The organism is Micromonospora sp. NPDC048898 (assembly GCF_043198035.1).
GTDB lineage: Bacteria > Actinomycetota > Actinomycetes > Mycobacteriales > Micromonosporaceae > Micromonospora.
Genome location: NZ_JBICUF010000013.1, coordinates 190,877 through 216,653 on the forward strand (window position 1 = coordinate 190,877; position 25,777 = coordinate 216,653).

A 25,777-nucleotide genomic window follows, 5' to 3' on the forward strand; every position below is an offset into this window, starting at 1 on the left:
GGGGCCCCCTGGTGTTGGGGGCGGTGTTTTGTGGGCCGCGCGGGAACACGGGGGGGTTAAAACCGCAACCGGCCCCCCGCCGCGCGCCCGCCCGGGCCCCCCCCCCCCCGGGGGGGTGCGCCGCCGTTCCCGTTCGGCTCAGGCCGCCGCGGCAGCCTCGAGGATGAGGTCGCCCACCTCGGTCGGGTGCGAGACGAAGACGGCGTGCGACGCGTTGGGGATGCTGACGGTGGTGACCGCCTTGGCCCGCTCGGCCATGAATCGGTGCGCGGCGGCCGGGATGTTGTTGTCGGCCTCGGGGATCAGGAACCAGCTCGGAATCGACTGCCACGCCTGCGAGCCTTCGGCGGCCTCCTCGAGCGCGGCCGAAGTGATCGGTCGCTGGTTGGCCGCCATCACTCGGGTGACCTCGCCCGGCACGTCGGCCGCGAACTGCGCGTGGTACAGCTCCTGGTCGACGTAGACGTCCTCGCCGCCGTCCGGCAGCTTCACCGGGCGCAGCGTCTGACCGAGCGTGCTGCCCGGGAACTTGGCGGCGAGGGTCGCCCCGCTGTCGCCGGCTTCGGGCGCGAACCCGGCCACGTAGACCAGCTTCTTGACGTTCTCGGCACCGGCCGCTGCCTTGCTGATGACCATGCCACCGTACGAGTGGCCGACCAGGACGACCGGTCCCTCGATCGAGTCGAGCAGAGCCCTGATGTACGTCGCGTCGTACGCTACCGAGCGCAGCGGGTTCGCCGCCGCGATGACCCGGTGTCCCTCGTCCTGAAGCCGGGCGACGATTCGGTCCCAGCCTCCCGATTCGGCGAAGGCTCCGTGAACGACAACGATCGTCGGCTTTCCGTTACTCGACATGACGCGGCCCCTGTCAGCTGATGATCGTGCGGTTGCCTGGAGAACGCGCCCGGGGCTCTCTTCTTCAACGGCGTGCCAGGCGTCACACCGAAGAGCCGCGGAGCCCGGGGGTGCGACCGGGCCCCGCGGGTTGGTCATGACCGGAAGAACTCCAGCAGGTCGGCGTTGATGACCTCGTGGTGCACGGTCGGCATGCCGTGCGGGTAGCCCGCGTAGGTCTTGAGCGTGCCGTTCCTGAGCAGCTTGGCCGACAACGGAGCCGAGTCTGCGTAGGGGACGACCTGGTCGTCGTCGCCGTGCATGACCAGAACGGGAACGGTGATCTTCTTGAGATCCTCGGTCTGGTCGGTCTGGGACCAGGCGACGATGCCGTCGTAGGCGGCCTTGGCGCCGCCCATCATGCCCTGGCGCCACCAGTTGCGGATGTTGGCCTCGGACGGCTCGGCACCGGGCCGGTTGTAGCCGTAGAACGGCCCCGAGGCGATGGACAGATAGAAGGCGGACCGGTTCGCGGCCAGCTGGGCCTGCAAGTCGTCGAAGGCGCTCTTGGGCTGACCGCCGGGGTTGCTCTCGGTCTGCAGCATCAACGGCGGGATCGCCGACATGATCGCGGCCTTGGCGACCCGAGACTCACCGTGCCGCGCCAGGTAACGCACGACCTCGCCGCCACCTGTCGAATGTCCGACGTGGATGGCGTCCTTGAGGTCGAGATGTGCGGTCACGGCGGCCAGGTCGTCGGCGTAGTGATCGAGGTCGTGACCGTCGCTCACCTGGGCCGAGCGGCCGTGGCCCCGGCGGTCGTGGGCGATCACGCGGTATCCGTGCTGCAGGAAGTACAGCATCTGGTTGTCCCAGTCGTCGGACGAAAGCGGCCAGCCGTGGCTGAAGACGATCGGCTGACCGGAACCCCAGTCCTTGTAGAAGATGTCCGTGCCGTCGCTGGTGGTGATGATGGACACGTGGACTCCGTATTCGTCGATGTCCTTCAACCGCGTCTTCGCAGTCGCTTGGCATACGCAGTCGGAGGCCGCGCATTCGTCGCTCGTTCTGTGACGTCGATGACGGCGTCCGCCGCGCGGTGAGGGCACACGAGGACACCCACGTGGTCATCGCGGTCGGCCGGTCCCGCGACGCGGATGCGGAAAGGACCCGCCACCGAGCCCGTCCGGGTGTACGTCCAACGGCCTCACCATGAACGGCTCGCGTTCGGTCACCGCCCGGCCGAACTTCGTGCCCAGGCGAGGACCTCGTCGGTCGCCTCACCACGAACCTGAGTCGACCAGGGCACGTCGTCACCGTCCAGGGCGGCGGCGAAGCGCCCGATCTCGGCGGCGCGGAAGAGTGCCGCAACCGCCCTGTCCGCCAGCGCGAACTCGTGTATCTCGCACTCCCGAATCAATGGGCTTCACATCCCGCGGCGTACGCGGCGCGACGATGAGAATCCAGTCCGGGTGACCAACCGCACTCCGGCCCGTGCGCACACCATGTCGTTCGTCACCCGGATCGAAGTCTGGCCGCGGGCGTGCGTTGAGGGGGGCATGTCAGTCGTCTCCGTCAAAGATCTCGAACCTCAGCTCGCCGCGAACCGCCGATACTGGACTGGTTGGGCCAAAGCTGATCCCGACACCGATCTGCCCCTGTACCGCACCGGCATCGAGCACCCCCTGCTCAACGGGCTGCTCCGCGTTCGTGGCCGGTCCCTGGACGAGGCCGCCGCACAGGCCCACGACAGTCTCGACGGATCGGTGTGGAGCTGGTGGGTCTCCTCCGACAGCGACGCCGGAACAGCGGACGGTCTGATCGCCCGGGGAGCGGAACTCACCGGCGAGATGCCGGTCATGGCCGTCGACGTCGATGAGGCCATGAGATTCGATCTTCCTGGCGACCTTGAGATCCGCACGGTCGTCGATGAGCACGAGATGCGGCAATACGTGCGGGCGTACTCCGGTCCGCTCGGTTTCCGCCCCGAGGACGAGGACTCTCTGGTCGCCCACGAGCTGAACTTCGGCTTCCCCGAGGTGGTGCGTCTGGCCGGCGTCATCGACGGCCGGACAGTCGGCACCTGCACCCTCTCCCTCGGCGCCGAGGTGGCCGCCCTCTACTTCGTCGCCACCGACCCGGAGTACCGCAAGCGCGGCATCGCCACGGCGCTCTCGGTGGAGTCTCTCCGGCTCGCCCGCGAGGCGGGCCGGCGCATCGTGACCCTGCAGGCCAGCGAGGAGGGTGCCCGGGTCTATCAGCGAGTCGGCTTCGAGACGGTGGGAACCTACCGGACCTTCAAGCTGCCGAACTGAGTAGGCCCGCTGCTGATCTCCTGTCTTCCACGACACACTGCTGAACGACTTTAGGTTCCGGGCGTCTGCGCCGTAGCGGTCCGGCAGATGCGCGCCGGCGCAAGCAGGGGCAGACGTGGAGCAGCGATGTCCAGCAAGAAGATCATCGCGGTGACAGGCGCGACCGGCTCCCACCGCGTGGGGAACGAGCGCGGGATCGGCCTGGAGCGCCGCGAGCTGGTCCGGGTGACGCAGCAGCGCCAGCAGGCCGTTGCCGATCAGGTTCGCCGACGTCTCGTGGCTGGCGATCCAACCACAACAGGGGTTGATCGGCTACGCCGATCAACCCCTGTTGAACACCAGTCACCTAGGGGGCATCTGGTGCGACCAACTTGCGTACGCGGGGAATGACCTCCGTCCCGTACAGCTCGATCGTCCGCAGCAGCGCCGGGTGGGGCAGTGCGCCGGTGGAGAACTTCAGATCGAAACGCTGGACGCCGACCTCGGTGATCGTCCTGGCGATCTTGCGGGCCACCGTCTCGGGCGAACCCACGTACCAGGAGCCCTCGTGCACCTGGTACTCGAAGTCTTCCCTGCGCAGGGGCGGCCAGCCGCGCTCGGCGCCGATCCGGTCCATGGTGGCGCGCGCGTACGGCCAGAGGGTCTCGAAGGCCTCGTCATCGGTCTCCGCCACGAAACCGGGCGAGTTCACCGCGGCCGGCAGGCGCTCGTGGCCGGCCTGCTCGAGTGCTCGGTGAAACAACTCGACGAACGGGGCGAAGCGCGCGGGCCGCCCACCGAGAAGGCCCAGGATCACCGGGAAGCCGAGTCGAGCGGCCCGCACCACCGACTCCGGGGTACCGCCGACGCCGACCCAGGTGCGGATCCGGCCCGATTCGGTCTTCGGAAAAACCTGTTGGTTGTCCAGCCGCGGCCGGACCGAGCCGGACCAGGTCACCGGGCCTTCGGTGAGCAGCCGGGCCATCAGCTCGGCCTTCTCGGAGAACAGCTGGTCGTAGTCCTTCAGGTCGTAGCCGAAGAGCGGAAACGACTCGGTGAAGGAGCCGCGCCCGAGAATGATCTCGGCCCGGCCGCGCGAAATCGCATCGAGCGTGGCGAAGCGTTCGAAGACCCGCACCGGATCGTCGGAGCTGAGCACCGTGACGGCGGTGCCGACCCGGATCCGTTCGGTGCGGGCGGCAATGGCGGCCAGGACGATCTCGGGCGCGGAGACCGCGAAGTCGTCCCGGTGATGCTCGCCGACCCCGAACGAGTCGACGCCGACCTGTTCGGCGAGCACCGCCTGCTCGACGATGCCACGGATGACCTGGGCGTACGAGAGTTTCCGGCCCTCCTCGTCGACCGTGAGATCCCCGAAGGTGTTCAGTCCCAGCTCCACACCGTTACCGTGTGTCATGCCGTCCCCTCCGTCCGGCGCCTCCATGTCCGCGCCACCGCCTGACAGACGCGGGCCGGGCCAGGACCTTCACCCCTGGAGGTATGACCTGCCCCTCCCTGCTCAGACGAGGATCGCCGCGGAACTCTGCCAGAGCGTGGCCGAGGAGATCGCCGCCCTGATTGGCGCCGACGCGGTCACCGTCGATCAGATAGAACGACTCGTCGCTGCGACCGTGGATGTGCGGCGCCGGTCCGCCGCCGGGCGGACCGATGCCTTGACCATGCCGAGGGCGCCGCCGGTGTCGTGGGTGGTCAGCTTCATTCCTGGGATACGAGGAAAGCCACGTTCGCCCGGGCCGGCCCGGCCATGACCGGAAGTCCGGGTTAACGGACACAGCGTCTCGCGGTACCCGCCGATCAGCTCACCGCCGGCGCTGGGTGCGCGGTCATGAGCGAGGACACAGCTGGCCCGGTTGAACCGCCACCTCGCCTGCTCGTTTGCGCGGACGAACCAGACACAGAAGGAAGTCCGATGATGAAGCTCTACTCCGCCCTCGCCCGGTCCCTCGCCGGCTACCGCGTCGACGTCATGTTCGGCCTCATCGGTGACGCGAACCTGTTCATGGTGCACAGCTTCGTACACGAGACGGACGGCCGGTACATCGGCGCGGTCCACGAGGCAGGCGCGACACTGATGGCCTTCGGCTACGCCGACCTCACCGGCAAGCTGGGCGTGGCCACGGTCACCCACGGCCCCGCGCTCACCAACACCCTCACCGGTCTGGTCGAGGGCGTCCGCAGCCGGGCCCCGATGCTCCTGATCGCCGGCGACACCGGAACCCGCAGCCGGACGAACATCCAGGACATCGCTCAGCGCGACGTCGTGCTGCCGACGGGGGCGGGTTTCGAACAGGCCCGTACGCCCGACACCGCGCTCGACGACCTGGCCATCGCGATCCGCCGGGCACTGGTCGAACGCCGCCCGGTCGTCTTCAACGTGCCCTCGGACTTCATGCAGGCCGAGGTCGAGTTCCACGAGGTGCCGCTGGGTCTGCCGAAGGAACAGAGGATCCAGCCCGACCCGGCCGCCCTGTCCCGGGCGGCCGACCGGATCGGCGAGGCAGTTCGGCCTGTGGTGCTGGCCGGGCGGGGCGCGATCGCGTCCCGCGCCGCCGTGCTGCGTCTGGCCGAGCGGATCGGAGCGCCGGTGGCGACCACGCTCAAGGCCCGTGACCTGTTCCGCGGCGAGCCGTTCGCGCTGGGCATCACCGGCGGTGTCGGCACCCCCGCCAACCAGGAGATCATCGAGTCGGCCGACCTGGTGATCAGCTTCGGTGCGGGCCTCAACCCGTACACCACCCGCAACGGCACACTCACCGCGGGCGACCGCGTGCTCACGGTCGACACCGACCCGCAGGCCCGGCCGGACGTGCTGGCCGACTCCGGTGCCGCCGCGGACGCGCTCGTCGATCTGCTCGACCGCCGCAGCACCCTGCCCACTGTCTTCCGCAACACGGTCACCCCGGCCGTCGACGAACTGGGTGATCGCCCCTCGACCGCGCCCGGCACCGTCGACGTCGAGGTCGCGCTGCGCCGCCTCGACGAGGTGCTGCCCACCCACCGCGTAGTGGTCAGCGACGGCGGTCGTTTCATGATGGAGTCGCTGCGCTTCATCAGCGTCGACGACCCCCGCGACTTCGTGCTCCCGGCCAACTTCGGATCCATCGGCCTGGGTATGGGCACGGCGATCGGGGCCGCGGCGGCCGACCTTTCTCGAACGACGGTGATGGTCTGCGGTGACGGCGGTTTCATGCACGGCGGGATCACCGAGTTCTCCACCGCCGTACGCGAGGATCTCGACCTGATCGTGGTGGTGTGCAACGACGGCGGCTACGGCGCCGAGCACATCCAGTTCGTCCGGCGCGGCCTCGATCCGGGGCTGTCCTTGTTCGCCTGGCCCGACCTGGCCCGGGTCGCCGAGGCCCACGGCGGCGAGGCATTTACCGTGCGCGACACCGACGACCTCGAACAGGTCTCGAAGGTGATCGCCAACCGCCACCGCCCACTGCTGATCGACCTGCGCCTCGACGTCGAGCACATCGCCTCGATGCCGTCGCACGGCTGACCGGCGAGGCCCCGCCGCTCATCTGCTGTAACGGTGTCTCACGCCGATCGGGAGGTTCTCGGGATCACCTACCGGCCGGAACCGGACGGCCGGGGTCTGCCGGGCAGCCGGGACGTGGTGGGCGAATTCGCTGTTGCGACGGACGAGGTGAGCCCGGATGGCCTCGGCCACCGCAGCCTCCCGTCCGTCGCCCTCGGAGCCGGGCGCCAGCTCCACGGTGACGTCGAGGTACCGGTCACCGTCGACGTCCTCAGGGGTCCGCAGGACGAACCGGCCCGTCGTCCATGCGGCGATCTCCGGCCGTTCCAGCGCCTCACTGACGTTCTCGGGATAAATGTTCGCCCCGAAGAGGGATACGGCGAACATCGATACCGGCTATCTCCTTGGCGAGCAGGACGGCGGGCCAGGCCACGCCGAGCAGGATGTTGGTGAGCAGGCCGATGCGGCGGGTCGCCCCCGCCGCCACGGCCAGGGTTCGGGATACCCATGCCGATCTGCATCAGAGTCCTTCGGAGTCTCGGGCCGGCGAGGTCAGGCCACCGCCATGTGGGACGACACCTGGGCCGGACGCAACTGGGTCTCGGTCCAGACCTCGATCGCCTGCAGGACCGGCCGGACCGAGCGTCCGAACTCGGTCAGCGAGTACTCGACCCGCGGCGGGTGCAGCATGTACAGCTCGTGCGAGATCAGTCCGGCCGCTTCCAGCTCACGCAGCCGCCGGGTCAGCATGGCCGTCCCCAGCGGGCGCAGACGACGCAACAGGTCGGCGAAGCGCAACGGCCCGCTGCAGTCGAGGAGCCACAGGATGTGCGGGGTCCAACGGGAGAACAACATGTCCAGAGTCGGCGACAGTGGAGTGCCGGCGGTCAGAGGAAGTCCGGTCATGCTCATCTCACGTACACGCAGCGGGCAAATTCACCGATGTTGTCGGAAGCCATCGTGAGAATGCCTACCTCTGGGGACGTACGGATCGGCGGTGGGCGCCGATCCGTACGTCCGGCGTCAGCGGATCTCGTGGTTCGTCCGGAGGACGCCGTTCGGGTCCACCCTGCGCCGAAGTGCCACCAGCCGCTCGTAGGCGGCCGCGTCGTAGCCGCGGGAGGGATCGCTGTCCTGCAGATCGAAACTCAGATACTTGCGCCCGCGGGAGTATTCGCTCAGCGAGTCCAGGAGCTGGTCGGCCTGGGCCTGCACCCCGGGCCGGTGGGCCGGGTCGAACACCGGCCCGACACCGAACAGCATGTACTGCCCGTCCAGGTAGTTCAGGGCACCGCCGTCCGGGTCGGGCCGGCCGAGCGCCCCGCCGAGCTGACGCAGCTCCATTCCCAGCGAGGAGGGGACGTCCGCGCCGACCACGGCCATCAGCTTGTCGACCGCCGAGGCGTCGAGGGCGTCGAACAGCCCGGAGGCCCCGGCGACCGGAAGGGGTCCGTCAGGCTGAGGGATGATCCGCGAGACCGCTGTCGACGGAAGGCCCCCGAAGGTGTCAAGTTCAGGCTTGAGCTCTCGCAGGGGCGCGAGGATCCGCTCGGCCCTGGCGCCGTCAGCCAGTGCCACACCGCTGATCAGGGCCAGTTTGCGGCCACGGAACGGCTCCGGGACCTCCGGGGCCGGGGGGAAGCGGAAGTGGTGATAGATGGTGGTGACGTCGTCGGGTGCGGTCGCACTCCATTCCAGCCACCGGGTGAGGACTTCAGGCGCCCGGGTCAGGTCCCAGGCCAAGAAGCCTCCATAGACGTCGGGCTGGTCGAGCAGCCCGAACTCGAGCGCCGTGACGATGCCCAGATTGCCTCCGCCACCACGGACGGCCCAGAACAGGTCCGGTTCGTGGTCGGCGTCGACGCGTACCAGGGATCCGTCGGGCAGGACGAGCTCGGCCGCGGTCACCTGGCTGGAGGCCAGCCCGTGCCGTCGCCCGACCCAGCTCAGACCACCGCCGACGTGGTATCCGGCGATACTGACGTCCCCCGCCGTGCCGTGCATGCCCGCCAGCCCCATTCCGCCGGCCACCTCGACGACAGGCGCCCAGTGGGTGCCGGCGCCGACGCGAGCTCGTCGCTTCTCGGCGTCGATCGAGAACTGGCCGAGTCGCGACGTTCGCACCACGACCGTGTCGTCGAGATCGGCGAACGGGAACGAGTTGTGCCCGGTACCCAACGGGGTGACCCGCAGACCCTCGTCGGCGGCGGTCCGCACGACCGCGCCGAGTTCGTCGGCGCTCTCCGGGTAGACGACCGCCGCCGGACGCAGGCCCAGCCCGAGTGACCAGGTCGTGTTCGCCTCCTCGTAGCCCTCGTCCTCGGGCAGGAAGACCGAGGTGGCGGCCTTTCGCAGCGACGCCGCCGCGCTCTGGTTACTCATGGGGAATTTCCTCTCGGGCTGATGTCCGCCGCCCACCGCGAGACGCGCTGACGACATGGTCCGAACGTCGGCGAATGCGCGCCCTTCACCTCTGCGACCTCTTTCACAGCGCACGGCCGAGCGAGGAACCGTCGCCGGTTCACCACAGCAGGCAATTTTCATCGTGACGGTGGAGGTCACGGTCGAAGATCGAGGACAGCAAGGGGCATCTTCGACGACACGGTGGATCTCGACGACCTCGACGACCTCATCGACGAGGCGAACCAGTGCCCGTGCTACGGACCGAACAAGGACGGCGACGACGAGTGTGAGGCGAAGGCCGACAAGCCGGTCGGCCGAACGTCGAAGGACAGTGGCGCACAGATCACGAGTTGTTACTTGGTGGTTCAGGACAGGTGGGGCGGCGTGCGAACGAGGTACCCGATTCCCTGCGAGGTCTGACGACAGTCAGGTTGGCCGGCCGGGGTGTGCAGTGCCCTGGCCGGCCATGTCGTGAAGGAGGCGCGGCGGTGAGGCTCGATGTGTATATCGAGAACCAGGTGCACGAGCAACGCCATGCCAGCGTGGAGGCAGGCTCCTCGCTGCAACGCCTGGTGGCGGCGAGCGACTGCTGGATGCCGAGCTCGCCGAGGCCCGCCGGGCGCCGGGGCCCGGCTCGACCCTCCGGCCGAGCCTCGCACTCATCCACTGATGTGCCGTCTCCACGTCACCTGCGAAGGCGGATCGAACAGCGCCGGCGCCGGCCTGGTCGCGAGTCGCATCGAATGTCCTCCCATTCCCGGGTCAGTGGCCCCGCTGGGCCCGCGCGTTCAAAGCCGTGACGGTGATGACGAGGGCGACCAGCAGGAAGGCGGCCGCACCGGCGAACGCCGCCGTGTAGCCCTGGGTCAGTGCGTCGGCCGCACGGTGCACGAGGCTCTGGTCGCCGGCGGCCAGCCCCTGGAAGAAAGCCGCGTCGGTGTTCGGCAGCACGCCGTCGGCGACTTCGGTCGAGACGGTCGCCAGGACGGCCAGACCGACGGCTCCGCCGATCTGCTGCATGGTGTTGAGGATCGCCGAGGCGATGCCCGCGTCGCGGCCCTCCACCCCGGAGACGGCGCCCAGGGTCATCGGCAGGAAGCTCAGGCCGAGACCGACGGCGGTGACCACCATGGCCGGCATGAGATGAGTGGTGTACGACGAAGCCGGCTCGAGCGTGCTGAACCACACCATGCCGGCGGCCGCGAGGATCAGGCCGGGCGTGGCGATCGCCCGGGGCGGGAATCGGCCGACCAGCCGCGAGCCGACGCCGGCGGCCACGCCCATGGCGAAGCTGAAGGGCAGGTAGGCCAGGCCGGCACGGATTGGGCTGTACCCGTGGACCTTCTGCATGTAGAGCGACAGGAAGTAGAACGTCGCGAACATGGCAGCGCCGATGAACAGCATCGTCGCGTACGATCCGGCGCGGTTGCGCGACCGCAGCAGGCGCAGCGGCAGGATCGGGTGCTGGTTGTGCACCTGGGTGCGCAGGAAAACGGCCAGCAGCACCAGCGCGACGACGAACATCCCGATCGTCACGTTGTCGTCCCAGCCGCGGTCACCGCCCTGGGTGATCGCATAGACCAGAGCCACCAAGCCGGCCGTGCCCAGTACGGCGCCGCGCACGTCCAGCGCGCCATGCAGTTTGCCGCCGCTCGGCAGCAGCCGGGTGCCGACCAGGACGGCCAGACCGATCGGCACGTTGACGAACAGGACCCAGCGCCAGTTCAGGTAGTCGGTGAGTACGCCACCGAGCAGCAGCCCGACCGTGGAGCCGATGCCGGACATGGCGGCATAGACGCCCATCGCCCGGTTGCGGGGCGGTCCTTCGGCGAAGGTCGTGGTGATCAGCGACAGGGCGCTCGGGGCGACGACGGCCGCGCCGAACCCTTGCAGCACCCGTGCAGCGATGAGCAGCTCCGCGTTCGGGACGAGTCCGCCCAGCAGGGAGGCGAGGGTGAAGACGATCAGTCCGGCCCGGAACACGCGGCGGCGGCCGTACAGGTCCCCGGTGCGGCCGCCGAGCAGCAGCAGACCTCCGAACGCCAACAGGTAGGAGTTGATGATCCACGACAGGCCGGACGCGGACACGTGCAGATCGCGCTGGATGCTGGGCAGGGCGATGTTCATGATCGTGCCGTCCAGCACCACCATGAGCTGTGCCGCCGCGATCACCGCGAGCGCGAGACCCGGATGTGAGGTCCCCGTTCGTGCGGTGGACGGCCTGGCTTGGGTCGGTGCCGCCATTCGGTTCCTCCATCGAACTTCGTGCCCGTCGTGGGGCGGCCGGGTCATCCGGGGCGCGTCCACGCCGACCGCCGTCACAAAAAGTAGACAAGCGTTGAGAAAATCATCGCCACTCTAGCTCTACCGGCCCCAGCGCCGTCGCCGCCCGTGGCCAACCTCACCGGGAGCTGCGAAAACGCCGGCGATCCGAGTTCCGCCGGACCGGTCCCGGTACGATCGCCTCGCCGACGAGGTTGAGAAAAGGGAGCCACAGATGAGCCGGGACGAGACCGCCCCCCGGCCGGAACGCAAAGGTGAGCGGACCAAACGCCGGATCCTCGAGGCGGCCCGTGCGGTGTTCGCCGAGGTCGGATACGAGCGCGCCACGATCCGGGCGATCGCAGTGGCGGCCGAGGTTGACAAGTCCTCCGTCATCCAATATTTCGGCACCAAAAAGGAGCTGTTCCGGGCCGCGGTGCACTGGACGATCCCCATGCGGCGCAACACGACCGACGACCCGGCTCAGAGCGTCGACAACTATCTGCGAGGCATGTTGCGCAGCTGGGCCGCCGACCCGAACAGCCCGATGGCCGTCCTGCTGCGGGCCAGCATGACCAGCGAGGAGGCGGCCGGCATCCTGCGCGACCACATCACCGCCGAGGCCGTCGACAGCATGAGCGCTACCATCCGCGCCGACGACGCCCGGCTGCGAGCCGCCCTGGCCAGCGCCATGATGATGGGCATCGCCGCACAGCGCTACCTGCTGCGCATGCCCGACCTCGCCGGCGCTGACCTCGACGACGTGCTGCGGCTGGCCGGTCCGGCCCTACAGGCGCTCATCGCACCCCCTGACGGGCCGTGCGGCCCGGCGTCAGCGACCGCAGCACGTCCGCCGGCCCGGAGAGAACCTCCGTGGGCCCCGACCCCTGCCCGCTGAGACTCCTCACAACCGCGAGCATGTCGCCGCGCAGCACCGGCCCCGAGCCGGCGGCCGCCGACACCACGATGTCGTCGTCCACCGCACGCCGGATGCGATACGTCCCCGAGGGGCTGCCGTCGAGCCGGACGACGGCCTCCACGATCTCGCTTCCCTCGGCCGCGAGCAGGAGACCGTAGAGCACGGCGATCTGCTGGTCGCTGGGGCTGCGCCGCCGACCGAGGGAAAACCGACGTTGCACCTCTTCACCGCCGCGATCGGCAGAGTCGTTCAGAGGCCGAGCCGGTCGCGGTGCCGGGTGAGGAAGGAGGGCAGGCTCAGCCAGTTGGGGCTCAGCTGGTGGGTGCGCTCGACGTCGCGATTGCCCAGGTAGGAGTCGGGAAACTCGGTGTAGTACTGGAACATGTTGCCCAGCTCGACCGCACCCGGGAAGCCGTAGGCGCGGAACATGTCGTGCGGCACCCGGCGGTAGACGACCTTCTCGCCCAGCACCTGGCTGAACGCGGCGGCGATCTGGTCCCCGGTCAGCTGCTCGCCGGCCACCCCGATGAGTGCGCCCAGTGTCTCCTCCGGCCGGCGGAAGATGCTGCGCACCGCCTGCCCGATGTCCTCCGAGGCGATCCCAGCGATGGGCGTCTCCCCGAACGGCAGGTGCACCGCGAGGACACCGTCCGCGTCCCGTCGCGGTTTGAGATCACCCAGGAGGTTGTCCCAATAGAACGAGACCCGCAGATAAGTGGTCGGCAGACCGGACTTCTCGTAGAGCCGGTCGGCCACGGCGCCCTTCACGTCGAAGCACGGCACCTTGTAGATCTCGTCGAGTGTCGGCATCCGGTCGTCGTGCAGCGGAATGACATCGCGAGTGTCCTCAAGCGTCGACCACACCACGTGCTTCAGGCCGCCTGCTGTCGACGCCGAGATCAGGTTCTCGACCTCCTCGAGTTCCTTGTCGGCCGACAGGTGATTCCAGTACGGGGTCACGTGGTAGGCGCCGTACGCCCCGTCGAACGCCTTCCGCAGGCTGTCCACGTCGTACAGGTCGGCCTCGACCAGTTCGGCGCCGAGGTCGGCGAGCGCCCGGGCCTTGGCCGAGGACGGATCGCGGGTCAACGCTCGGACCTCGAACTCGTCGTCGGCGAGCAGCGCCTGCGCCACCGCACCGCCCTGGGTGCCGGTCGCGCCCACAACCGAGATCACTTTTTTGCCGGACATCGTTGTCTCCTTCGTGTACCGGGTAGCAAGGGCCACCGGTTGCCACGCAATATATTAGTCCATTTTCCTGACTGTCAAGGTTTTGTACTAGAGGCAGCGGTGCGCTGCCGGCCCACGTGCCGGACGCCCCGCCCACGCTGCCCTGCTGGCCGCTGAGAGGGCCAAGGAGGTCTCCGCACGAAGCGGCGCGCCCTGGTCGTCGTCTCGTCCGTCCTGAGCCAGCCGTCCTCGACCCGTCTGCTCGCCGACCAGCTCGCCGCGGCGGCCGGGCGGCGACCGTACCCACCTCGGTCTTCGCCGCCGCCGACGACTGGGGCTCCGCCTCGGCCGACGGGTTCCTGCGGTCGTCCAGGGCTTGCTCAGCCTCGACGCCCGATCCGGCGGCGCGGCCGCCTCGGCAGCGGCCGACCGGGTGATCGTCGCCGTCCGCCACCGGCTGTCGCGGAGCGCACCGCCCGCGCGCCTGCGCCGCGAGGTGGCGGCGGCGACCCGGTCAGCCCTGGGCGACCACGAGCGGGCCACCGCCCTCCTCGAACCCGTGGTGGCGACGACTCCCCGAGACCGTTACAGCCTGTCGGCCTATCTCTTCGATAATCGCGTGCACGCCAGCGACTGGCGCGGCGCGATCGCCCTGGTCCCGGCGTTGCTGCCGCTCACCCGCACCTTCGGCTCCTCGCACGCCGTGGGCGTCCTGCGGCGCGCGGCCGTCCGGGCGTCGGCCGCCGGGGCCCCTCCACCCTTCGCGACGCCGCCCACCACCTTCGGGAGAACTCCGGACGATGACGGGGCGGTCAACCGGATGACATGTCGGCCGCGGTCTCGGCCAAACGCTGGTCGAGGACGGCGACGACGGCGGATTGGCCCAGCTCGGCATAGCGGTCCCGGGCCCGCGACCAGAAGATCACCGCCTCGCCGAGGCGATCCCATTCGGCCAGCAGGTCACCGATGCTGACGTCGTTGCTGGCCATCTCGCCCCGGTTCTCGTCCTGGCGGAAGAGTTCCTCCGCCCGTTCGAAAAGGACGAGTGCCTCCTCGAGCCGGCCCATCCGGGCCACGATGTGCGCCAGGGTAGCGACGGCGGCCGCGGTCGTATTCACGTCATCGAGCTCTCGCGCGAACGTCTCGGCGCGGGCGATCTTGTCCGCGGCGACTTCCAGGTCGCCCAGCTCCGCGCGTTCCCGGGCCAGACCGAGCAGCGACAGGGCCATCCCCCGGCGGTCGCCTTGCGCCTCGAACAGGGCCAGCGCCCGCTCGAACTGCGACCGGGCCCGATCGTGCTGCCCTCGTTCACGCTCGGTCATGCCGATGTTGCGGTAGACCTCGGCCTTGGCGGCGTCCTTGCCGAGAGCGTCGAAAAGCTCGAGGGTCCGCTGCAGGTGCCGGGCAGCCATGGCGAGGCGCTCAGGGTCGGGTCCGGTCGGGCGAGCCGAACTCCCGGCGAACATGAGGGAACCGGCGATCATGCGGTGCATGGCCGCCTGCCCCTCGAGGTCACCAGCGCTCTCGGCCCGGCTGAGCGCGTGGCCGGCCGTCGACTCCCACCGTTGATAGAGGGCGAGCCGCTGGTAGAAGGGGATCAGAAGCTCGGCCAGCCGCCAGGAGCGCGGGCCGGGCAGATCGACCGCGGCTTCGAGGACGGTCAGTTCGCTGGTGAACCACGCCATCGCCTCTTTGGTGTCGCGCACCGGCTCCACGAGGCCGCCGTCGGCCTGTTTCACCTCGTTGAGCCGGAACGCCGGCTGCATCATCCGGTTCGCGCGGTCGCCGGCGAGCAACAGGTAGTCAAGCAGACCGGTCAAGGCCGTGGCCCGCTCCTGCTCGGTGTCGGCACTCGCGCCCAGCTCCGCGGCGTACGCCTTGATCAGGTCGTGGAACGCATACCGGCTGGGCCGGACCTCGGTCAGCAACCTGGTGCGAGTCAACTCCTGCACCAGGCGGCGCACCGTCTCGGGCGGCAGACCAGCCAGCTTCGCCGCGGTCACCGTCCCGATGTCCGGGCCTGGGTGCAGGGGCAGGAGGCGGAACAGCCGGGCCGCCGGCTCGGAGAGCATGCGGTAGGACCACGAGAAGACGTTCCGCACATCGCTGCGTGGTTCCTCACCGTCGAGGAAGTCGAGCGGCGCGGCCGCCCGCAGCTCGTCGGCGATCTCGCGGGCCGACCACTGCGGGTTGGCCAGCGCGCGGGCGCTGACGATGGCCATGGCCAGAGGCAGTCGTCCGCAGTATTTGATGATCTCGTCGAGCGCGTCCTCCGCGCCTGCGAACCGGTCGGTGCCGATCCGCTCCCGCGCGCCCACCCGGCACTCCTCCAGGGACATCACCGACAGGCTCAGGGGCACCGCGCTGTTGGTGACGACGAGACCGGTGAGCCGGGCCCGGCTGGTGATCAGCACGAGGCTGCCGGGTGAGACCGGTACCAGCGGCCGGACCTGCTCCTCGTCACGCACGTTGTCCAGGACGATCAGGAACCGCCGGTCGTTGACCATCGCGCGGAACATCGCCGACAACGCGTCCGTGCCCACCGGCATCTGCTGATCGGGCACGCCGAGGCCGGCGAGCAGGTGAATCAGCGCCTGGTCGCTGCTGAGGGCAGGCTCCGTCGGGTCGAAGCCGCGCAGGTCGACGAACAACTGACCGTCCGGGAACCGGTCGGTCATCTGATGCGCCCAGTGCAGCGCGAGAAGTGTCTTGCCGACGCCGGGCAATCCGTCGATCGTGACGATTACCGACGACGACCGGCCCCGGTTCACCTCGGCGGCCACCCGGGAGAGCTGAGCCAGTTCGGCCGCGCGGCCGGTGAAGAACCGATTGGCCGCTGGGAGCTGCGACGGCACGGACCGCAGCGGCGGAACCTCACCCACGGCCGGAGGGGGCGGGGCCGGCGCGGTCACGACCTCTTGCCGCAGCACCCGGTCGTAGGCGGCGCGTACCTCCGGCCCGGGGTCGACCCCCAGGTCCTCGGCCAGCCGCGACCGGAGAGCTTGGTACGCGGCGACGGCGGCCGCCTGCCGGCCGGAAGCTGCCAGCAGGAGAATCAGCGGGGCCTGCACCGCTTCGTTCAGTCCGTCCTGGGCGGCGGCCTTCTGCACGACGGGCAGCAGGCCCCGGAGTTCACCGCTGGCCAGGGCGTCGTCGACCGCGGCCCGGAGCACGTCGACCCGTTCCCGGTCGACGGCCGAGAACTCCGGCGACAAGGCGGGTCCGACCTCGATTCCGGACCCGCACCTCCCGCGCCACAACTGCAGCGCGGCCGTCCGAGCCTTCGCCGCGGCCGCGGCGTCGCCCGCCGCGGCCGCTTGCGAGCCCTGTTCGGCGAGTTGACGGAACCGGAGCAGATCGAGCGACTCGGGGCCGGCGGCCAGCCGGTAGCCACCCGGGGAGCGCTGCAACCAGCGGCTCGGTGCCCGGGGCGGCAGACCGGGCTCGAGGATGCGCCGCAGTGCGCCGATATGCCGCTGGAGGATGTTCTCGGCGCCCGCCGGAGGACTGTCGTCCCAGAGCAGGGTCGTGAACTCTCCCCACGTCACCGGCTTTCCGGCGCGGACGAGCAGTAGTCCGAGCACGGTGGGTAACTGACGCCCGCCGAGATCGAGTTCGGTGTCGCCGTGGCGCGCGCGCACCGTACCCAGCACTCCCAGCCACACTGACGGATCCACGCGACCACCCCATGACCTGCCGGACTGCCGGCCTCCCGGAACCGCTGGCCGAAGTCTACGAGCAACTCGACCTTGGGTTCCTTCGGAAAGCAGAGCGTCCGGTCGCGCCCGCCAAGACCTTGCGTCGCTCACCGGCTGCGCCGATCGCCCCTGTGCTCCAAGACACAGGCCCTTCGGCTGAGAAGCGGTCATCAGGCACCCGCCGGGCGCCGGTGAACCGGTCCCGGGCCGCCCCGAGGCGGTCCCATACCGCGTCCCAACGATGACGCTTCCACGAGCGCGGTCCTTCTCGATCGGTCAAAACTCGACCTTGCGAATGCCCCGCGCCCGCCGCCGCGCCGGCCTGCGCCCGTAGTAGCCGTGTGTCGGGCGTCACTTGACGCGATAAGGGCTGAAGGGTGACCGGAATTCCTCGTCTTCATCGATATGTCAGTCCGCGGTACACCACACATCCTGCGGTCGGTGATCGCGACGATCGCCGCCTCCGCGTTTCTCCTTCCGGCGGGGCCGGTCCTGGCGACCGGCCCCGCCGGGGACGGCCAGGCGCACGCGGGCACCGGCCGGCCCGACAGCGATGCCGGCCTCACGCCCACCCCGGCCCTGGCACCACCCGCCGGCTACACAGTCGGCGGGATCGACGTCTCGCACCGCCAAGGCACGATCAACTGGTCCCAGGTCGCAGCGCCCGGCGGAAAGTTCGCCATCCTGAAGGCAGCCAACAACACGACATTCGTCGATCCTGACTCCACCACCAACTATCTCGGGGCCAGGACAATCGGCCTGTACGTCGGCGCCTACCACTTCGCGCTGCCCGACCGCAGCACCGGCACCGCCCAGGCGGACTTCTCCCTCGACGACGCTCGTTACGTCCGCGACGGCCGCGCGCTGCCACCGATGCTGGACATCGAATGGCCCTGCAGCGGATCGGGAAGCCCGTCGCCGTGGTACGGGTTGACCCCAGCTCAGGTGCTCTCCTGGATCCAGGCCTTCGTCGCCGAGGTACAGCGGCGCACCGGCGTCCGGCCGATCAGCTGCACCAATCCGAACTGGTGGAGCCCGTGCACCGGCGGCAGCAAGGCGTTCGCCGCGTCGCCGCTCGCCACGTGGCGTACGCCGCACTGCCGGGCACGGTCTCGGCGGGCTGGTCCCGCTTCACCTTCTGGCGACACACGAGCGGCGGCAGCGTGCCCGGCATCAGCGGCAACGTGGACCGCGACGTGTTCCACGGCTCGACGGCCGGGCTCGTGACCTGGTCGGCCGATTGATCGGCAAGCCGGCCCGGCAGCGGCCGATCTGCTGACCCGGCTTCTGCTCCACGTGGCCGGCCTGCCCCTGCTGAGCACGCTGGGGCCAGGCACGCCGGCCGTGCTCGCCGGTCTGTGGTTCCTGGTCATGGGCGTCGGAATCGGCATGGTGCCGATGATCGTGCTGGCCTCGGTACAAGACGCCGTGCGGCCCGAGGATCTCGGGGCGGCCAGCGCTATCGTGACGTTCTGCCGCTCGATCGGCGCGGCCGTCGGGGTGGCCGGGTCGGTAGCCGGGCCGACCACCATCTCTGCCATCCACTCGGCCAGCCGGTGGCCGAACTCGGCGGCCACCGGTTCCTCGACACAGAACGGGTTGGCCGCCGTGCAGGCCTCCCCCGCGTTACGCATCTTGGCGATCATCGCGCCGTCCACCGCCGCTTCCAGGTCGGCGTCGGCGAACACCACGAACGGCGCGTTGCCGCCGAGCTCCATCGAGGTGTTGACGACCTGGTCAGCGCTCTCCTTCAGGAGACGGCGACCCAGCTCCGTCGACCCGGTGAACGACAACTTGCGGACCCGCGGGTCGTGCAGCATCGCCGCGACGGTACGACCCGAGCTGCGGCTGGCCACGACGTTGACCACACCGGCGGGCACACCGGCTTCGGTCAGCAGTTCGGCCAGCGCCAGCGCGGTCAACGGGGTGTCGCTGGCCGGCTTGAGAATCATCGTGCAACCTGCGGCCAGTGCCGGAGCGATCTTGCGGGTGGCCAGCTCGAACGCCCGGCGCAGGATCTCGGCTCGCTCGCGCGGCGCGGTCGCCGCCCAGCCGGACGCGGCCGCGGCGGCGGCATCCACCGCGGCGAGGGCGTCCTGGACGTCTCCGTCCGCGACGGATGCGATCGTCCGGCCGGTGCTGGGGTTGACGACATCGAACCGCCGGCCGGACGCGGCCGGACCCCAGACACCTCCGATGAACAGCTCAGTCGCGGTCACCACGGAGTCATTTCCAGAGGTGTCGTTCAGCGTCGCCGCACGGCGACGCCGAGGTCGCGCGTCAGGTAGACCTCGAGGAAGCCGGGCAGCCCGCCGACTGCGGCTTGCTTGTCGAACGCGGCGGCGAACCGAGGGTCGGGCTTCTCGGTCAGCACGACGATCCGCCACAGGTTGAGCGGCTCCTCCTCGGTGCCGCCGACGCCGTGGTCGACGTGGAACAGCGGCTGGTAGGGGTCGGCGGTCAGCCCTTCGCCGTTCGGCCCGGTCATCGTGGGCCGGCCCAGGAAGAGCGCCTGCTGGGTCGCGGGACTGACATAGACGTCCTCGAGGACCCGGCCCCGGGTGTCGTCGAGCCACGCCTTCTGGATCGAGGAGCGCAGGTGGTTGCGACCGTCCGGCAGATCCCGCCGCGCCCACGAGACGCCGTCGGTGACCACGTAGGGGATGTAGGTCAGCGGATCCCAGGCCTTCTTGGTCTCCATGTCCCACACCTGGGTGCGGGTCATCCGGGTGGGCGGAACGACCTCGTACTGCTCGGCGAGCGTTTTGTTGACGTCGACCGCGGGCAGTTCGATCGAGGTCGTGCCGGGATCGTTCCAGGCCGCCTCGAACTCGGCGAGGGCTGCGGCGAACGTGGGATCGGTGGACATGACGCCTCCAGAAGTACGAGTGGACGCCCACAGGATAGTCCATTTCCTTGATAGTCCAAAGTATTGACCATCACACCAGCAGGGACGCCGTCGCTCGATCGACGCACCCACCCGGACGTCGGCTGCCCAACTCGACCAGCGTGCGCACCAGCACCCCGTCGCGGCCGGCCTCGACGTCGACCACGGCCTTGGCCGTCTCCACCACGGCGATCACGTCGGTCGCGGCGTGCTGCGCGCGCTGGCCGAGCGCGGGCTGAACTGCCCGCTCGACGTCTCAGTCGTCGGCTACAACGACATGCGTTCCGCCGACCCGCTCCACCCACCGCCAAGGACGGTCCGCGGCTCGACCCCACCGCCACGGGCAAACGCGTGAACTGCCCAGATCTTCACCTCAACCACTGAACTAGGACATCACTCTCAATCGATGTGCTTCACCTAATCAAGATCGTAAAATCGGGTGCAGTCGATCAGTCCACTCTCCCCGGAGGTTGTCAGGATGCGTTTCCACCTTGCCCACGCCGGAGTCGCGCTGTCCGCGGCAGCCGCATCGGTCGCGCTGTTCGGCGCCCCGGCTTCAGCCGCACCGACGGGCCTGTCGTTCTACAGTGACCAGTTCACGACCCAGGTCGCGAACTTCGCGCACCCCGACGGCTCGTGCACGGCCTTCCCGAGCACCGCTGTCTCCCTCGTCGCCTGGAGCGACGTGGAACGGGTGACCGCCTACCGCGGCGTGGCCTGCACCGGCGGCCCGGTCGAGCTCGGCGGGCTCGCCACCTTCGCCGCCGGCGACTATGTGAGCTTCCGCGCTTCGTAGCGGAAGCGACCCGTGTCGGGCCGAGGGGCCCGGCACGGGATCGTCACCTCAGGCGCGACCGGCCGACCGCACGACGGACGGCCGGAGCGACCTGCTCGGCGAACAGCCGCACCTGACCGAGACGTCGTCGCCCGGCCAGGGCCAGCATCTTCGGCCCGCCGACGCCCAGCCAGAGGCCGATGTCAAGAGCGGGACGCGGACCGGGATGGGCGCCGCCGAGCCGGTAGTGCTGACGTCAGGGTGTCCCGAGTTCGGCGCGGATCACCACGGTGCTCTCGAGCACATCACCGGCACCCCGGCTGCCGGCGCCGGAGGGACGTCCCCCAAAAGGGGATCGAAAGATTTCCACGAGTTCAGTAGAAAAAGCCGCATGCGAAGATTCATGGTCGCTGCCACGGCAACGGGCGCCCTGCTCCTGGGAATGCCCGCACCGGCCCAGGCAGAGCGGCCGCCCGGTTGGACCTCGGCCGACCGGACCCTGACATGGACCAGCCCACGGGTCGTCGCGCCCGGTGACGCCGCGGTCGAATTCTGGTCCGGCGATCGGCTGCTCGGCCGGGCCGAGGAAGCGCCGGACCTGCGTACGTTCGTCCTTCGGGGCAGCGCTCCGCGGGCGACGGGCGACCTACAGGTCCACCGGGGCGGCCGACGGATCGACGCGGCGACATCCCGGGTTCTCCCGCAGCCGGCGGACCGGGCGCCGGCCGAGCCACCCATCCTGCCCCCGAACGCCGTCGACCCGGGCGTCGAGGGCCCGTACGAGACGATGACCGGCGAATACTCCCTCCCCGGGGTCGCACTGCCGGGTTACGCGGCACCGGTCGAGATACAAGCCGTCGTCGTGGGGCCTCGAGGCGCCCCGGGCCGGCGGCCCCTGGCCATGTTCCTGCACGGGCGGCGCTGGACCTGCTTCGTCGGGGACGACCGGGACGCGCTCCGCCTGAGATGGCCGTGCCCGGCCGGCTCGGAGCCCGTGCCCAGCTATCGCGGCTATCTGCAGGCCCAGCGGCTGCTGGCGTCACAGGGCTACGTCACCGTGTCGATCTCGGCCAACGGCGTCAACGGTCAGGATCGAGCCGACGCGGACGGCGGCGCCCAGGCGCGTTCGTCCCTGATCCGGACGCATCTCGCCCGCTGGGCCGACTGGGCCGGAGCCGGACGGGCCGGCGCGCCCGCCATCGTCCGGGCCGTACCTCGAGCCGACCTGTCGAAGGTTTTCCTGATGGGACATTCCCGGGGCGGTGAAGGGGCCGCCCGGGCCGCCCTGGACAGTCTCGAACCGCCCGCCGCGGCGCAGGACGGTCCGGTGCGCTGGACGATCCGCGGGATGCTGCTGATCGGACCCACCGCGTTCGGACAGAATCCACAGCCGGACGTGCCGTCGGTCACGATCCTGCCCGGCTGTGACGGCGACGTCTTCAACCTGCAGGGCCAGATGTACGTCGACGCCGCCCGGGGAGCCGGTTCGGGGCACGCGCTGCACAGCGCTCTGTACATGGTCGGCGCCAACCACGGCTACTTCAACACCGAGTCCACCCCGGGGCAGGCGGTCGCCCCGGCCTGGGACGACTTCGTCAGCGACGAGCCCGACCCGGTGTGCACGCCAGAGTTCGCCCCCACCCGGCTCACGCCTGGCCAGCAGCAGACAGCTGGTGCGACCTACATCGCCGCCGCAGCCCGGTTGTTCGTCACCGGCGACGACCGGGTACGGCCCCTGCTGGACGGATCCGGCGTGCGTGCCCCCTCGGCCGGCCCGGCCCGGGTGGTGGCCCACGCGATCGGCGGGAACCGCACCCCCGTGATCATCCCGGGCCCGGCCCTCACCGTCCAGGGTGGCCGGCTGTGCGACCAGGTCGCCGCCGAACCTGAGCACGCCTGCCTCCACCCCAGCTCGCCGTACGAGGACTCTCCGCACTTCATGCCCTTCCGCACACCCGAGCCCGGCCGCTACGCCGTCGCGCTGAACGGCCCCGCCACCGCCACGCTCCGACCGGCGCGGGCCATGCCGGTCGCCGGGTACCGAGCCTTGACGATGCGGCTGATGGTGCCCCCGAACGCGCCCGCCACCTCGTTCGACGTCATGGTCACCGACGACCGGGGCCGCCGCACCGAGCTGGGTACCGCCACGATCACCGGGCTGCCCGGCAGCGCCTCGACGGTGTCCCGCTGGGCTCAGGAGGTGCGTCTGCCACTGCCGGCGAAGGTGCGGACGGTGGCCCGACTCGACCTCACCCCGCACGGTGACCGGCCGGCGTGGCTGATCGACGCATGGGGCTGGAATCCCGGCTCCCCCGCGCCTCGTCCAGCCGCGCTCGATCGCGTCGACCTCGGTGACCTGACCGTCAAGGCGGACGACTCGGGCGTCTACGGTCTGCCGGTGCGGGTCCGCGGACCTCGGCCGGCCGAGGTCCGGCTGTTCCTGCGCGACTTGAGCACCGGCCTGACGACGTCGTGGACGACCGCGGTCGGGCCCGCTACCACCCGGATCGACGTCCCTGTACCGACGGCGGCCACCGAAGGCGGCGACCGATCGTTCGACGTGGCCGCAAAGGCCGTCCGCAATGCCGTGGTGGGCGACTACCAGGGCAGCTTGCAGCTGCTCGACCCTCCTGGTGCAGGAAACGCACCATGAGAAGAAGACTCACCGCCAAGGGGCGGCTCAACAATCCAGCACAACCCTTACCTCGCCAACGGCTTCGCCGGCGTCAAGGCAGCGATCGCCCGGGTGGGTGCTGGCCGAGGGGGACGACCGCTGCACGCTGATGCTCTCCGCGTTCGCCGGCGCACCTCTGCGCACCGACGAGGCCGGCTTGCGGGACGTCGCTCGCCGGCTGCCCGGCGAGGCTTCGGCAGTCTGGTCCGCACCGGCACGCCGCTGGGACCGGCGGCGCTGATGCGGTTCCCGGCCGAGCGCCGCTACCGCTTCGATCGGGTCGACGGGCTCCCGACGGCTTCCTGCCGATCGGCGAGTCCCCCTCCTCGCGCGCGCCGTCCGGGTTCGGGCTCGACCGCGGCACGCCGTCGCCGGCGCGCCGACGAGCAGTCCGGAGACGAGCAGGGGAGCGACTCCCGCTCGCCCCAGACGGTTCCTCCGCGCTGCGGGTTGCACTCGCGGGCGGCTCAGGTACGCCCGACGTTGTCCTCCATCCGCTCCAGAGCGGCCAGCACCGCGCGCTGCTCGGCATCGGTCATCCCGGCGACGGTCTTCGTCTCCAGCTCGGTCCAGATCGCCTCGATCCGGGGGCGTAACGCCCGGCCCGACTCGGTCGATTCGACCAGGGTGGCTCGCCCGTCGGAAGGGTCGGGGACGCGGCGCACGTAGCCGGCCCGCTCGAGGCGCTGCACCCGGCGGGTGGTGCCGGCCGAGTCGCCCAGTTGCAAGCGGTCGGCCAGCTCGGACTGGCGGACCGGGCCCCGCTCCCAGAGGTACATCATGATCAGCTCTTGCCCCGGGTGTAGGCCGAGGTCGCGCAGCAGCCTCCCGGCCAGCAACCGGTGGGCCCGGGACAGCCGGAAGACCGCGTGCGAGATCGGTCCGCCCGCGGCGGCCTGAGGCTCTCTGCTCACGACCTCCATCCTACTTACCTGTCGCCGACAGTGAAGTGGCTCACGAACACTGGCAGCCCATTACTTTGCGTGCAAACTAAATACCTGTCTACGACAGAGATTTGAGAGGCAACCATGACTACCGCTTTCGACCCGGTCCGCATCGGGCGCTACGAGGCTGGCAACCGGGTGGCGATGGCGCCGATGACCCGCAGCCGCGCCTACGGCGAGGGCGCCAGCCCCACCGACCTGACCGCGATCTACTACAGCCAGCGCGCCGGGGCCGGCCTGATCATCACCGAGGGCATCCAGCCGTCACCGGTCGGCCAGGGCTACCTGGCCACGCCCGGCCTGCACAGCGCGACGCAGGTCGCCGCCTGGCGCAAGGTCACCGAAGCGGTGCACGCCCGCGGCGGCCTGACCTTCGCCCAGCTCATGCACACCGGCCGGATCGGCCACCCCGGGCTGTACGCGTCCGGCTCCCTGACCCCCGTGGGCGCTTCCCCGGTGCCGGCGGCCGGGCAGGCGTTCACCCCCGACGGCATGCGGGACTTCGTCGTCCCCGAAGAGCTCGACGCGGACGGGATCGCCGAGACGATCGCCGACTTCACCAGTGCCGCCCGCAACGCGATCGAGGCCGGCTTCGACGGCGTCGAGCTGCACGGCGCCAACGGATACCTGCTGCACCAGTTCCTCTCCACCAATGCGAACCTCCGCGACGACGAGTGGGGCGCGTCGATCGCTGGACGAATCCGCCTGACCGTCGAGGTCGCCCGCTCGGTGGCCGAGGCGATCGGTGCCGACCGGGTGGGTCTGCGCATCTCGCCGACGGTCACGATCAACGACATCGTCGAGGACGACCACCGCGAGACCTATCTGGCGCTGATCGACGAGCTGAACCCGCTCGGCCTCGCCTATCTGCACATCGGCGAGGGCCCGGACACCGAGTTCACCCCGATGCTGCGGGAGCGCTGGACCGGGACGCTGATCCTGAACCCCTACACGCCCGACGGCTTCACCGGCCCCGAGGCCCTGAAGCTCGTCGAGACCGGCGCGACAGACCTGGTCTCGTACGGCCGCCTGTTCATGGCCAACCCTGATCTGGTTGACCGCCTGCGCGTGGGTGGCCCGTTCAACACCCCCGACTACAGCAAGGCCTACGGCGGGGACCACGTCGGCTACACGGACTACCCGGTCCTCACGAGCTGACACGTCGCGCCGGGTGGCCCGCGGGCATTTCGACATGGCCCATTCCTCGTCGGGTGGCGGACGGGAACACAGTGGCCACTCCCCCGCTGTGCCGGAACGAGCGGGGCACCACCCGCACAAACGCACGATGACGGCGGGAATTCGACCATCCACTAAGGAGTCACAATTGCCCCGGCGACCGTCACCACGTCACCGCGACGTGGCGCCAGCACTGGCCCTGCGACGGTGACGGCACAGCCTGCTGCAAAACGGCAAAC

23 protein-coding genes and 2 pseudogenes are annotated in these 25,777 nt (G+C 70.0%); 11 read left to right on the forward strand and 14 right to left on the reverse strand.

Going from position 1 to position 25,777, the window contains the following annotated elements; translation table 11 throughout:
- Window positions 1-138 precede the first annotated feature (138 nt).
- The 3 genes from ACGFIQ_RS27490 to ACGFIQ_RS27500 all read right to left on the reverse strand — a co-directional run bounded on the left by ACGFIQ_RS27490 (window position 139) and on the right by ACGFIQ_RS27500 (window position 2,254).
- Complete coding sequence (locus tag ACGFIQ_RS27490) at window positions 139-855, reverse strand: alpha/beta fold hydrolase (protein ID WP_393248386.1); 717 nt, start codon at window positions 853-855, stop codon at window positions 139-141.
- A 134-nt stretch (window positions 856-989) separates the two neighbouring features.
- Window positions 990-1,814 (reverse strand): alpha/beta fold hydrolase, encoded by an 825-nt coding sequence (locus ACGFIQ_RS27495; protein WP_393248388.1) that lies wholly within the window; start codon window positions 1,812-1,814, stop codon window positions 990-992.
- A gap of 251 nt (window positions 1,815-2,065) precedes the next feature.
- Window positions 2,066-2,254, reverse strand: a complete 189-nt coding sequence (locus ACGFIQ_RS27500; RefSeq protein ID WP_393248390.1) for a hypothetical protein — start codon at window positions 2,252-2,254, stop codon at window positions 2,066-2,068.
- A gap of 139 nt (window positions 2,255-2,393) precedes the next feature.
- On the opposite strand from ACGFIQ_RS27500, the gene ACGFIQ_RS27505 reads away from it, so the two are divergent.
- On the forward strand, window positions 2,394-3,149 hold the full coding sequence (locus tag ACGFIQ_RS27505) for a GNAT family N-acetyltransferase (protein ID WP_393248392.1): 756 nt from the start codon (window positions 2,394-2,396) through the stop codon (window positions 3,147-3,149).
- A 346-nt stretch (window positions 3,150-3,495) separates the two neighbouring features.
- Here the strand turns inward: ACGFIQ_RS27505 and ACGFIQ_RS27510 are convergent, their stop codons facing one another.
- On the reverse strand, window positions 3,496-4,545 hold the full coding sequence (locus ACGFIQ_RS27510) for an LLM class flavin-dependent oxidoreductase (protein ID WP_393248394.1): 1,050 nt from the start codon (window positions 4,543-4,545) through the stop codon (window positions 3,496-3,498).
- 136 nt (window positions 4,546-4,681) lie between these two features.
- Between ACGFIQ_RS27510 and ACGFIQ_RS27515 the strand changes: the two genes are divergently transcribed.
- Together ACGFIQ_RS27515 and ACGFIQ_RS27520 are read left to right on the forward strand one after the other, a co-directional pair.
- Window positions 4,682-4,897 carry a hypothetical protein gene (locus ACGFIQ_RS27515; RefSeq protein ID WP_393248396.1) on the forward strand — a complete coding sequence of 72 codons (216 nt, stop codon included), beginning with the start codon at window positions 4,682-4,684 and terminating at the stop codon, window positions 4,895-4,897.
- Window positions 4,898-5,058: 161 nt separating this feature from the next.
- Entirely contained in the window at window positions 5,059-6,651 is a 1,593-nt protein-coding gene (locus tag ACGFIQ_RS27520) for a thiamine pyrophosphate-binding protein (RefSeq protein WP_393248398.1), read from the forward strand.
- 18 nt (window positions 6,652-6,669) lie between these two features.
- Here ACGFIQ_RS27520 and ACGFIQ_RS27525 read toward each other — a convergent pair whose 3' ends face one another.
- The 3 genes from ACGFIQ_RS27525 to ACGFIQ_RS27535 form a co-directional block, all read right to left on the reverse strand.
- A complete protein-coding gene (locus ACGFIQ_RS27525) occupies window positions 6,670-7,017 on the reverse strand; it encodes a hypothetical protein (protein WP_393248399.1) in 348 nt (115 codons plus the stop codon).
- 165 nt (window positions 7,018-7,182) lie between these two features.
- Entirely contained in the window at window positions 7,183-7,536 is a 354-nt protein-coding gene (locus ACGFIQ_RS27530) for a winged helix-turn-helix transcriptional regulator (RefSeq protein WP_393248400.1), read from the reverse strand.
- A gap of 117 nt (window positions 7,537-7,653) precedes the next feature.
- Window positions 7,654-9,012 carry an FAD-binding oxidoreductase gene (locus ACGFIQ_RS27535; RefSeq protein ID WP_393248401.1) on the reverse strand — a complete coding sequence of 453 codons (1,359 nt, stop codon included), beginning with the start codon at window positions 9,010-9,012 and terminating at the stop codon, window positions 7,654-7,656.
- 222 nt (window positions 9,013-9,234) lie between these two features.
- Between ACGFIQ_RS27535 and ACGFIQ_RS27540 the strand changes: the two genes are divergently transcribed.
- The gene (locus tag ACGFIQ_RS27540; protein WP_393248402.1) at window positions 9,235-9,453 is read left to right on the forward strand and encodes a hypothetical protein; all 219 of its coding nucleotides are present in this window, start codon (window positions 9,235-9,237) and stop codon (window positions 9,451-9,453) included.
- A gap of 342 nt (window positions 9,454-9,795) precedes the next feature.
- On the opposite strand, the gene ACGFIQ_RS27545 is transcribed toward ACGFIQ_RS27540, so the two are convergent.
- Window positions 9,796-11,277 (reverse strand): MFS transporter, encoded by a 1,482-nt coding sequence (locus tag ACGFIQ_RS27545; protein ID WP_393248403.1) that lies wholly within the window; start codon window positions 11,275-11,277, stop codon window positions 9,796-9,798.
- A gap of 253 nt (window positions 11,278-11,530) precedes the next feature.
- Here ACGFIQ_RS27545 and ACGFIQ_RS27550 point away from each other — a divergent pair, with 253 nt between their 5' ends.
- Window positions 11,531-12,193 carry a TetR/AcrR family transcriptional regulator gene (locus ACGFIQ_RS27550; protein ID WP_393248404.1) on the forward strand — a complete coding sequence of 221 codons (663 nt, stop codon included), beginning with the start codon at window positions 11,531-11,533 and terminating at the stop codon, window positions 12,191-12,193.
- A gap of 270 nt (window positions 12,194-12,463) precedes the next feature.
- Here the strand turns inward: ACGFIQ_RS27550 and ACGFIQ_RS27555 are convergent, their stop codons facing one another.
- Both ACGFIQ_RS27555 and ACGFIQ_RS27560 read right to left on the reverse strand, forming a co-directional pair.
- Window positions 12,464-13,405, reverse strand: a complete 942-nt coding sequence (locus ACGFIQ_RS27555) for an NmrA/HSCARG family protein (RefSeq protein WP_393248405.1) — start codon at window positions 13,403-13,405, stop codon at window positions 12,464-12,466.
- A 791-nt stretch (window positions 13,406-14,196) separates the two neighbouring features.
- Window positions 14,197-17,061 carry a BTAD domain-containing putative transcriptional regulator gene (locus ACGFIQ_RS27560; RefSeq protein WP_393248406.1) on the reverse strand — a complete coding sequence of 955 codons (2,865 nt, stop codon included), beginning with the start codon at window positions 17,059-17,061 and terminating at the stop codon, window positions 14,197-14,199.
- A 426-nt stretch (window positions 17,062-17,487) separates the two neighbouring features.
- Between ACGFIQ_RS27560 and ACGFIQ_RS27565 the strand changes: the two are divergent.
- Window positions 17,488-18,096, forward strand: a pseudogene (locus tag ACGFIQ_RS27565) (GH25 family lysozyme); the annotation flags it as partial.
- Here the strand turns inward: ACGFIQ_RS27565 and ACGFIQ_RS27570 are convergent.
- The 3 genes from ACGFIQ_RS27570 to ACGFIQ_RS27580 all read right to left on the reverse strand — a co-directional run bounded on the left by ACGFIQ_RS27570 (window position 18,024) and on the right by ACGFIQ_RS27580 (window position 20,165).
- Window positions 18,024-19,301, reverse strand: coding sequence for an aldehyde dehydrogenase family protein (locus ACGFIQ_RS27570; protein WP_393248407.1), 1,278 nt, complete (start codon window positions 19,299-19,301; stop codon window positions 18,024-18,026). The pseudogene ACGFIQ_RS27565 and the gene ACGFIQ_RS27570 sit on opposite strands and share 73 nt — an antisense overlap.
- 26 nt (window positions 19,302-19,327) lie before the next feature.
- Window positions 19,328-19,951 carry a hypothetical protein gene (locus ACGFIQ_RS27575; RefSeq protein WP_393248408.1) on the reverse strand — a complete coding sequence of 208 codons (624 nt, stop codon included), beginning with the start codon at window positions 19,949-19,951 and terminating at the stop codon, window positions 19,328-19,330.
- A 70-nt stretch (window positions 19,952-20,021) separates the two neighbouring features.
- On the reverse strand, window positions 20,022-20,165 hold the full coding sequence (locus ACGFIQ_RS27580; RefSeq protein WP_393248409.1) for a hypothetical protein: 144 nt from the start codon (window positions 20,163-20,165) through the stop codon (window positions 20,022-20,024).
- Here ACGFIQ_RS27580 and ACGFIQ_RS27585 point away from each other — a divergent pair.
- The 4 genes and pseudogenes from ACGFIQ_RS27585 to ACGFIQ_RS27600 all read left to right on the forward strand — a co-directional run.
- Window positions 20,163-20,324, forward strand: a pseudogene (locus ACGFIQ_RS27585) (substrate-binding domain-containing protein); the annotation flags it as partial. The gene ACGFIQ_RS27580 and the pseudogene ACGFIQ_RS27585 sit on opposite strands and share 3 nt — an antisense overlap.
- An 84-nt stretch (window positions 20,325-20,408) precedes the next feature.
- Window positions 20,409-20,765 carry a hypothetical protein gene (locus ACGFIQ_RS27590; RefSeq protein ID WP_393248410.1) on the forward strand — a complete coding sequence of 119 codons (357 nt, stop codon included), beginning with the start codon at window positions 20,409-20,411 and terminating at the stop codon, window positions 20,763-20,765.
- Between the two features lie 370 nt (window positions 20,766-21,135).
- Window positions 21,136-23,397, forward strand: coding sequence for an alpha/beta hydrolase family protein (locus ACGFIQ_RS27595; RefSeq protein ID WP_393248411.1), 2,262 nt, complete (start codon window positions 21,136-21,138; stop codon window positions 23,395-23,397).
- Between the two features lie 97 nt (window positions 23,398-23,494).
- Window positions 23,495-23,659 (forward strand): hypothetical protein, encoded by a 165-nt coding sequence (locus ACGFIQ_RS27600; protein ID WP_393248412.1) that lies wholly within the window; start codon window positions 23,495-23,497, stop codon window positions 23,657-23,659.
- A 226-nt stretch (window positions 23,660-23,885) separates the two neighbouring features.
- On the opposite strand, the gene ACGFIQ_RS27605 is transcribed toward ACGFIQ_RS27600, so the two are convergent.
- Window positions 23,886-24,332: a MarR family transcriptional regulator gene (locus ACGFIQ_RS27605; RefSeq protein ID WP_357556969.1), complete on the reverse strand. Its 447-nt coding sequence runs from the start codon at window positions 24,330-24,332 to the stop codon at window positions 23,886-23,888.
- A gap of 114 nt (window positions 24,333-24,446) precedes the next feature.
- Between ACGFIQ_RS27605 and ACGFIQ_RS27610 the strand changes: the two genes are divergently transcribed.
- A complete protein-coding gene (locus ACGFIQ_RS27610) occupies window positions 24,447-25,520 on the forward strand; it encodes an alkene reductase (protein ID WP_393248413.1) in 1,074 nt (357 codons plus the stop codon).
- Window positions 25,521-25,777: the final 257 nt, after the last annotated feature.

Coding starts and splice junctions, on each gene's coding strand:
- ACGFIQ_RS27555 (WP_393248405.1), bottom strand. CDS start 13,405: ATGTCCGGCAAAAAAGTGATCTCGGTTGTGGGCGCGACCGGCACCCAG.
- ACGFIQ_RS27610 (WP_393248413.1), top strand. CDS start 24,447: ATGACTACCGCTTTCGACCCGGTCCGCATCGGGCGCTACGAGGCTGGC.
- ACGFIQ_RS27550 (WP_393248404.1), top strand. CDS start 11,531: ATGAGCCGGGACGAGACCGCCCCCCGGCCGGAACGCAAAGGTGAGCGG.
- ACGFIQ_RS27505 (WP_393248392.1), top strand. CDS start 2,394: ATGTCAGTCGTCTCCGTCAAAGATCTCGAACCTCAGCTCGCCGCGAAC.
- ACGFIQ_RS27545 (WP_393248403.1), bottom strand. CDS start 11,277: ATGGCGGCACCGACCCAAGCCAGGCCGTCCACCGCACGAACGGGGACC.
- ACGFIQ_RS27520 (WP_393248398.1), top strand. CDS start 5,059: ATGATGAAGCTCTACTCCGCCCTCGCCCGGTCCCTCGCCGGCTACCGC.
- ACGFIQ_RS27595 (WP_393248411.1), top strand. CDS start 21,136: ATGCGAAGATTCATGGTCGCTGCCACGGCAACGGGCGCCCTGCTCCTG.
- ACGFIQ_RS27535 (WP_393248401.1), bottom strand. CDS start 9,012: ATGAGTAACCAGAGCGCGGCGGCGTCGCTGCGAAAGGCCGCCACCTCG.
- ACGFIQ_RS27510 (WP_393248394.1), bottom strand. CDS start 4,545: ATGACACACGGTAACGGTGTGGAGCTGGGACTGAACACCTTCGGGGAT.
- ACGFIQ_RS27530 (WP_393248400.1), bottom strand. CDS start 7,536: ATGACCGGACTTCCTCTGACCGCCGGCACTCCACTGTCGCCGACTCTG.
- ACGFIQ_RS27525 (WP_393248399.1), bottom strand. CDS start 7,017: ATGTTCGCCGTATCCCTCTTCGGGGCGAACATTTATCCCGAGAACGTC.
- ACGFIQ_RS27490 (WP_393248386.1), bottom strand. CDS start 855: ATGTCGAGTAACGGAAAGCCGACGATCGTTGTCGTTCACGGAGCCTTC.
- ACGFIQ_RS27575 (WP_393248408.1), bottom strand. CDS start 19,951: ATGTCCACCGATCCCACGTTCGCCGCAGCCCTCGCCGAGTTCGAGGCG.